The organism is Cyanobium sp. BA20m-14 (assembly GCF_024346295.1).
Genome location: NZ_JAGQCR010000186.1, coordinates 1 through 6431 on the forward strand (window position 1 = coordinate 1; position 6431 = coordinate 6431).

At 56.3% G+C, this 6431-nt stretch carries 8 protein-coding genes; 2 read left to right on the top strand and 6 right to left on the bottom strand.

Going from position 1 to position 6431, the window contains the following annotated elements:
- Window positions 1–141 precede the first annotated feature (141 nt).
- From KBZ07_RS14595 to KBZ07_RS14620, 5 genes are all read right to left on the bottom strand, one after another.
- Window positions 142–687, bottom strand: coding sequence for a hypothetical protein (locus tag KBZ07_RS14595; RefSeq protein WP_254932293.1), 546 nt, complete (start codon window positions 685–687; stop codon window positions 142–144).
- Between the two features lie 609 nt (window positions 688–1296).
- Window positions 1297–3066, bottom strand: a complete 1770-nt coding sequence (locus KBZ07_RS14605; protein ID WP_315860177.1) for an EAL domain-containing protein — start codon at window positions 3064–3066, stop codon at window positions 1297–1299.
- Window positions 3059–3385: a PAS domain S-box protein gene (locus KBZ07_RS14610; protein WP_254932294.1), complete on the bottom strand. Its 327-nt coding sequence runs from the start codon at window positions 3383–3385 to the stop codon at window positions 3059–3061. The genes KBZ07_RS14605 and KBZ07_RS14610 overlap by 8 nt, the downstream gene beginning before the upstream one ends.
- Window positions 3386–3681: 296 nt before the next feature.
- Complete coding sequence (locus tag KBZ07_RS14615) at window positions 3682–4269, bottom strand: class I SAM-dependent methyltransferase (RefSeq protein ID WP_254932295.1); 588 nt, start codon at window positions 4267–4269, stop codon at window positions 3682–3684.
- A gap of 272 nt (window positions 4270–4541) precedes the next feature.
- Window positions 4542–4847, bottom strand: coding sequence for a Nif11-like leader peptide family natural product precursor (locus KBZ07_RS14620; RefSeq protein WP_254932296.1), 306 nt, complete (start codon window positions 4845–4847; stop codon window positions 4542–4544).
- Window positions 4848–4868: 21 nt separating this feature from the next.
- Here KBZ07_RS14620 and KBZ07_RS14625 point away from each other — a divergent pair, with 21 nt between their 5' ends.
- The gene (locus KBZ07_RS14625; protein ID WP_315859879.1) at window positions 4869–5060 is read left to right on the top strand and encodes a hypothetical protein; all 192 of its coding nucleotides are present in this window, start codon (window positions 4869–4871) and stop codon (window positions 5058–5060) included.
- A 96-nt stretch (window positions 5061–5156) separates the two neighbouring features.
- Here KBZ07_RS14625 and KBZ07_RS14630 read toward each other — a convergent pair whose 3' ends face one another.
- Window positions 5157–5315, bottom strand: coding sequence for a hypothetical protein (locus KBZ07_RS14630; protein ID WP_254932297.1), 159 nt, complete (start codon window positions 5313–5315; stop codon window positions 5157–5159).
- A 150-nt stretch (window positions 5316–5465) separates the two neighbouring features.
- Here KBZ07_RS14630 and KBZ07_RS14635 point away from each other — a divergent pair.
- Window positions 5466–6431, top strand: a 966-nt coding sequence (locus KBZ07_RS14635; protein WP_254932298.1) for a serine protease, incomplete at its 3' end; no start/stop codon positions are given.

A 6431-nucleotide genomic window follows, 5' to 3' on the forward strand; every position in this document is an offset into this window, starting at 1 on the left:
GGGGCCAATGAACTCAGAACAGCTTCAGGGCCTAGCTGTGCTGGCTCTGGCGATGGTGCCGGTGGCTCTGCTGTGGTGGGTCTGGATCCGGATGCTGGACTGATTGCTGCCTCGGGTCCGGCTGCAAGTTGCCTCGGTGCCCTACCTAGGTGGCGCCTGCGATGAGGCAGCGCAACGATCGATCACCAGCTGCTCGTCCGTGGAACCAAATGGCCAGCTAGACGGGTCGTGGTTTGCCAGTTGACAGGCCTCGCGTCTAGGTGGCCCCAGGGGCACAGTCCCATGCCTGCTGATGAGGCGGCAACGGCATCCGTGAATGCGATTCCAACAGTGGTGGAGATGATGCAGGCGTGCATAGGTGAGATAGAGCCAGGCCATCGGCCAGCTGAGCAAACAAGCCAGCCATTGCTCCAGAGTCCGGAAGCCCAGCAGGGTGCCATGCACCATCTCGTGGGTTGCGATCAGCAGCAGGCCATAGGCCACACCGGCGATGAGGACGGCCCTGATCGCGGCCCCCCCCCCCAGGGGCAGACGCCAGTACAGCCAGGCGCCGCCAAGCAGCAAGGCACTCAGCGTCGACAGGCGGAGGGTGGCCCTGGCTCTCTCGCTGGTAGTGAGCGCAGCTCCGAGGCCCCTCACCTCAGCGCAGAGATCACGAACCAGGGCTGTAGCGGCCAGCGACGCCATCGTTTCCGGGGCGAGAAACACAGTCTGATCAAGATTTCGCCTCACGGACGGACTTAGAACCGCTGCAATTCAGACCAGCATGCGCATGGACTGGTGGTAGGTGTTCAAGCCTTCTGCCCTTCCCAGGCGGTGGTCACCTTGTCCCGTCAAGCCGGCTGATGGAAAGGGGGTGATTGGCAGCAGGGACCCAGTGGGAGTTGGAGAGAGTAACGAGCCGCAGTTCAGCCGGGATCGGCGCATGTAGATCGGCCTAATGCGGGCCCAGCGCAGTATCCAAACTCCGCAGCCAAACCTCCACCTTCGTCCCATTAGGAGTTTTCCAAAAACAAACCATCCGATCGCCGGATGCAGAAGCACGAAAGACAATAGATACCACCTTCGCATGTCTTTATAACCTGCGCATCAAGCAACAAAATCACGGGAATCTCAGGATTTAATGCTTGCTACCTTGTTGCGCGCGGGTTTTTCAGGACGCTCCTAAGCGTGAATACGCAGTGGGGGTGGCTCGTCGATGACCGAGCCGGATCAACGACTTTCCGCCAATGCCGCCGCAACGTTCTATGCGGCAGATGCTGTTCAGCGGTGATCACCTTTGGTGGAATCTCGAGCTCAAGCTGGTGGTGGACTCCCAGCGCTACTGCTGGTGGTGCTGGCAGGAACAGCTGCGCATCGAGGGTTGCTGAACGAGAATCGCTCAGGGAACGGGGCGGGCGCTCCGAAGAGGTAGCCCTGGCCCTTGGTGCAACCCATTGCCAGCAGGGCATCGACCTGGGCTTCCTCCTCCACCCCCTCGGCGATCACATCCAGCTCCAGATCCCGAGCCAATCGGACCATCGTGGCAACCAGCAGAGAGCTGCGAGGATCGGTCAGTAGACCCGTTACGAAACTGCGATCGATCTTGATGCCATCAATCGGCAACTGCGCCAACCAGGACATGCTGGAGTAGCCGGTCCCGAAATCGTCCAGATAAACACGACAGCCGCAATCGCGCAGGTGGCCGAGTTCACGAATCGCACTCTGCGGCCGGTCGATCAGGGGTGATTCGGTTACTTCGAGCACAAGATAGGAGAGCGGCACCTGCAGCTTTTCTGCTATTTGGATCATCTTTGTTGCCAGGCCCTCCTGAGATAACTGAAGCGGGCTCATATTGATTGAGATCGACATGGCTTGAAGGCCTTTACTAAGACCGCTCAGCTCCTCCAGGCAGTGGCTAAGTACTATGTCGAAGATGCGATGAATCAGGCCCGCATTTTCAGCCACAGGAATGAACTCACTCGGCAAAATACTGACTCCCTCCTCCGCGGGAAAGCGTGCCAGAGCTTCAAACCCGATCATGGATCCATTCACCATATCGATGATTGGCTGATAATTAACGCATAACTGATCAGCTGCAAGCACCGTTTGTAAGCGGGACCTGATCAGGCTTTCGCGTTTGACCTGCTTATCCAGCTGCGGATCAAACAAAGCCACCGAAGCGGTCGGCGAGGCCTTGGCTGAATACATGGCCAGATCAGAGTTGCATAGCAATTCATCAACGGATATCTCCGGATCTGCTGTCAGTGCGATTCCAATACTTAGGCGTGGTGTGATCGTCTTGCCTTCGTCATGCCACGGTGCGGTAATCTTCGTATGAAGACGGTTGGCCCATTGGATAGCCTCCTCTCTGCTGTCGACATCAATAGCCAGCACCACAAATTCATCGCCTCCGATGCGGCCAACCACATCTTCAGGGCGAATGTTTGCGCGCAGGCGTTGGCCTATCTCGATCAGCAGGCGATCCCCTACATGATGGCCATAGAGATCGTTTATCTGCTTGAAATGGTTGAGGTCACAGAAGAGTAGTGTCACCAGGCCAGGCTGGCGGCGCAGGTGGTGCAGCGAGGTTTGGATCCGCTCAAGCAAGCCGCGTCGATTCAGTAGCCCTGTAACCGAGCACTTCATCGCCTGGGTGGCCAGGGCCAACCGATTGCTCACATCCCGGAACGAGAACATCAGCGGATTCGGCTCTTCCGTGAGCACCGGATGCCACTCCACCTCCAAAGCTTGTAATGGCAGCTCACTGAGGATGGCGTTGAGCATGCCGCTGTTCTGGTTCGCCCCCCGGGTCTGCTCGATCGTGAGAATCGGCTCACCCACGTGGTTGAGTGGAAGAACGCGGTGCAGACTGGCACCGAGAATCTCAAGCCTTCGCTTGCCCACCAGGCCATCGAAGGCCGCATTCGACCAGATCACCTGGCCAGCGGCATCCACCAGCACCAGGGCCTCGCGGATCTGGCCGAGGGCTGAATCCAGGCGCCCCAAGGTGCGCCTCAACTCGGCAACCAGCTCCAGCTCTCCTTCGGGAGGATGGGATGGCGGCAGCGACGGCGATTCAGGCATCGGTTGGCGTTTGATCCGGCAGCGGCGTGAGAGTTGCACCAAACACCCAAACCCCTTCTACCTTCTCCGCCACGATGAAATGTTCTGAGACAACCTCCCTGCCATCGACGCAGACCGTTTTCAGGCGCAGGGGGTGGGCCAGGATCGTGGAAGTCTCCAGCGCCTGGAAACGGGAAAAGCCAAGCTGGTGAGACATCTTGAAGGCGGCCGGCAGAATCACGCTGAGCGACTTGCCGCGAAGCTGCTCATCGCGCCAGCCATAAGCCTGTTCAAATGCAGAATTAATCGCCACGATCTGCCCAAGCGAATCTGCGAGCACAAACGGGCGATCCCGCTGCTGCAACTCCTTGATTCTGGGAACGGCTATGGGATTACTACCAGCCGCTTCTGGCCGATCAGATGGCTGCCGATCTCGTTGGGGATCCTCCTGCTGCTGAATCAAGCGAGTCCTCGAAACGGGAAGTTTAATAATATTACATCCTACTGAGGTTCCGCGTACGGCTGGCGTTTGCCAAGGAGCTCAGCCTGTTGCGCACTTGCGAGCGACCGTCAACGCCGGCGGATGCGCCAGGTTTTGATACACAAGGAAGTACCGCTCCATCAGGCGCTAAAGCGTTAAAAGGCTGTGCAGAGCTGGTCGTCGTCGACGTAGATATTCAGGCCGTTGCTGGTGATCAGATCCCAGCGTCCCTGGCAGCCCAGTTGCCAGGCATCCCGCTTTTCGCACGCCATGGCCACGGGGGTGTGGCGCTTGCTGTGGTTGCGCAGCGCAGCGTCCAGCGCCTTGGCATCGAGATCAATGGCGGTGAGGCTGACGTCATGGCATGCCGCGTAGTCCAGTGTGAGCAGGTCGTCCATCAGCCCCGATGGCAGGGAGGCGAGTTGCATGCCGGATCGCACCAACGGCTGGGCCAGCCCACGCATGAGACAGAAGCGCTGTTGCGTCGCCAGCAGGAGCGGACAGCGCTCCAGCAACCAGGTCTCCAGGTCACTCAGGGGCGATCCATCACTGCTGAGCCGGGTTTGTGAGCCGCGTTCGGGGTACAGCAGCACGTAGGAGGTCCACTGACCGTTCAGGCCCAGGTTGTTGAGCAGGTACCGGCCCAGCTCAAACTCGCTGAGCTCCGCCCGCAGCCGGGCCACGTCCGAGGGGGTCTCCCCATCCGTCGAGGTGGTGCTGTGACCGTGGGAAAGGATGTCCATGCGTACTGAGGCCTTGTCTGGCTGGAGGATGGACAGGTTGCCCCCTGGCCATCAGAGCATTGAGCGCGCCCTCGGCGGCCGTGGTCGAGGCGGCGATTGTTCGCCTGGGCTACAACAGGTCAAACCCCAGCCACCGTTCATGGCCTTCTGGTGGGTCAACCACAAGCAGACCTACCGGCAGGAAGCCTGCCCAATCCCACCAGCCACCCGCTCAAGCTCCTCTTTTGCGCCCCATTCGTGCGTATCAAGTGCCAGAACAACAGAATCCCAGCTTAGGAACCAAGCTCCTCTTCCCTAGACCCTTTCCTGAGATCTCTGCCTTCCCAATCCCACCTGCCCAATTCAGCCCGCCACCCCGTGCCACTCCTCTTCTGAGATCGCCTATCTACCATAACTTCCACCTGAGCTCGCTGCAGCTCCTCTGCCGTAATTACAAAGCCCGCCTCCATGGCAATCCCCACAACGGCATAAGCATCCGCTGCTGCATTGAGTTTCTCCTGAAGACCAGCATCTGCCTTGACAGCTTCCATAAACGCCTTGAGTTGCTCTATAAACGCCTTGAGTTGCTCTTCTGACATCGCCTGAGTGGTGAAGTGTGAGTGCCCCCATTATCACCCATTCTCCATCGGTCGTCAGAACTTCTGCCCACAGCCACACCCATAGCCACCACGGCCTCCCAGCACTTCCTCCACTCCTTTTTCAGCCGCCCCGCCGAGGTCAGTGCCCCCGAGCTAATTGGCTGCCTGCTGGTGAAGCAGCAACCCGATGGGGAGTTGCTGTGGCTGGCGTGATCGCGGAAACGGTGGCGTATTCCCAGGAGGACAACCACACGCGGCTATATCCGCTATGCCCCTATTCCTTCTCTGGCGGCCCTGCTTCTGCGGGCACTAGGTACCAGGCTCGCCCTCCTTCAGCACCACCGTGACCCGATGGCCGGGGAACAGCTCTTTGCCGGCTTCCAGGGCCTCGGCCTTATCAGCAGCAAACACCGGCACCACCGTGATGCCCTTAGGCAAGTCAACGATCACATCGAACAGTCGGCTCACAAGGGTGTCGTACCGCTAATTGTGGATCTCAAGGTCCGTAACCCGACACCGGCTAATAATTGGCACCAATGTCTAGGATTAAGAATTTAGTTGTTGTAGTTCACATGCAGGAGCAATGTTGATAGGATTCGCAAGTGGAATTTAATTATTATGAGCTTTAAATCAAAATTAGCGGCTGGTCTTTTTGTATCAATTTCCTTGCTTGGCGCCAACGGCGCTATTGCAAATGCAAATATACCAGATGCCGCAAGAATAAAGCCAATCACCTATGGCAATGTTGTGGAAAAAGAAATAGATGTTGACTGGAAAAATCCAAAGGTTAAGTTTGACGAATGGTCCAAGCTTATCAAGGTGACCTCTAAGGCTTCAGGGGATTATTATTACGTTGTACTTGATCGCGACTATAAAACAAATGTCAGCAATGGGGTGACGGAAGGGCTTATTACTCGCTGGGGTAGCGACACCGTGACAGGCTATCAATATATGTACGGAGGCTGTGGTCTTTGGGTATGTACTAGTGGCTCCGATTTTAGAGAATTCAGCGGTGTGCTTGAGCTATATTATGCAGGGGAAACTTATCTTGTTTATGGCGACTCAGGTGAATATTCTTTGCCTCAGTCCTTTATAAGTAATATTATCAGTACTAATGGGGATCAGTCCCTGTCAATCAAGTTAAGTAAGGGTAGGGGGGATACCAAAGTTTTTCCGGTTGGGAAAGAAACATTGAAGTCAATCGCAAGACTTTTCCAGGCAGAACAAAAAACATGGCAGAAACCAAAAGTCTCTATTCAAATCAGTACGGTCAGCAAGTCTAGTCTTCCTGCTGAAGACCTGATCCCTAAAATTGCGCCATCGGTAGTCTCTATAAGAACTGATAAATCTCTTGGAAGTGGATTTATTGTCTCAACAGACGGACTCATAATGACCAATAGACACGTCGTCACAGGGTCGGGTGTCGGCAAGTTCCAGATTTCAACCTCAAGCAACCAAAAAACGACAGCTTCTGTTGTTTATATTGACAAACAACTAGATTTTGCAATACTAAAGCCAGACACAAGGTTGCAGGCGGCCCCGCTGCCAATTTGTTACCTTTCCTATCCTAAAGCAGGCCAAGAT

Coding starts and splice junctions, on each gene's coding strand:
- KBZ07_RS14605 (WP_315860177.1), bottom strand. CDS start 3,066: ATGCCTGAATCGCCGTCGCTGCCGCCATCCCATCCTCCCGAAGGAGAG.
- KBZ07_RS14620 (WP_254932296.1), bottom strand. CDS start 4,847: ATGTCAGAAGAGCAACTCAAGGCGTTTATAGAGCAACTCAAGGCGTTT.
- KBZ07_RS14615 (WP_254932295.1), bottom strand. CDS start 4,269: ATGGACATCCTTTCCCACGGTCACAGCACCACCTCGACGGATGGGGAG.
- KBZ07_RS14595 (WP_254932293.1), bottom strand. CDS start 687: ATGGCGTCGCTGGCCGCTACAGCCCTGGTTCGTGATCTCTGCGCTGAG.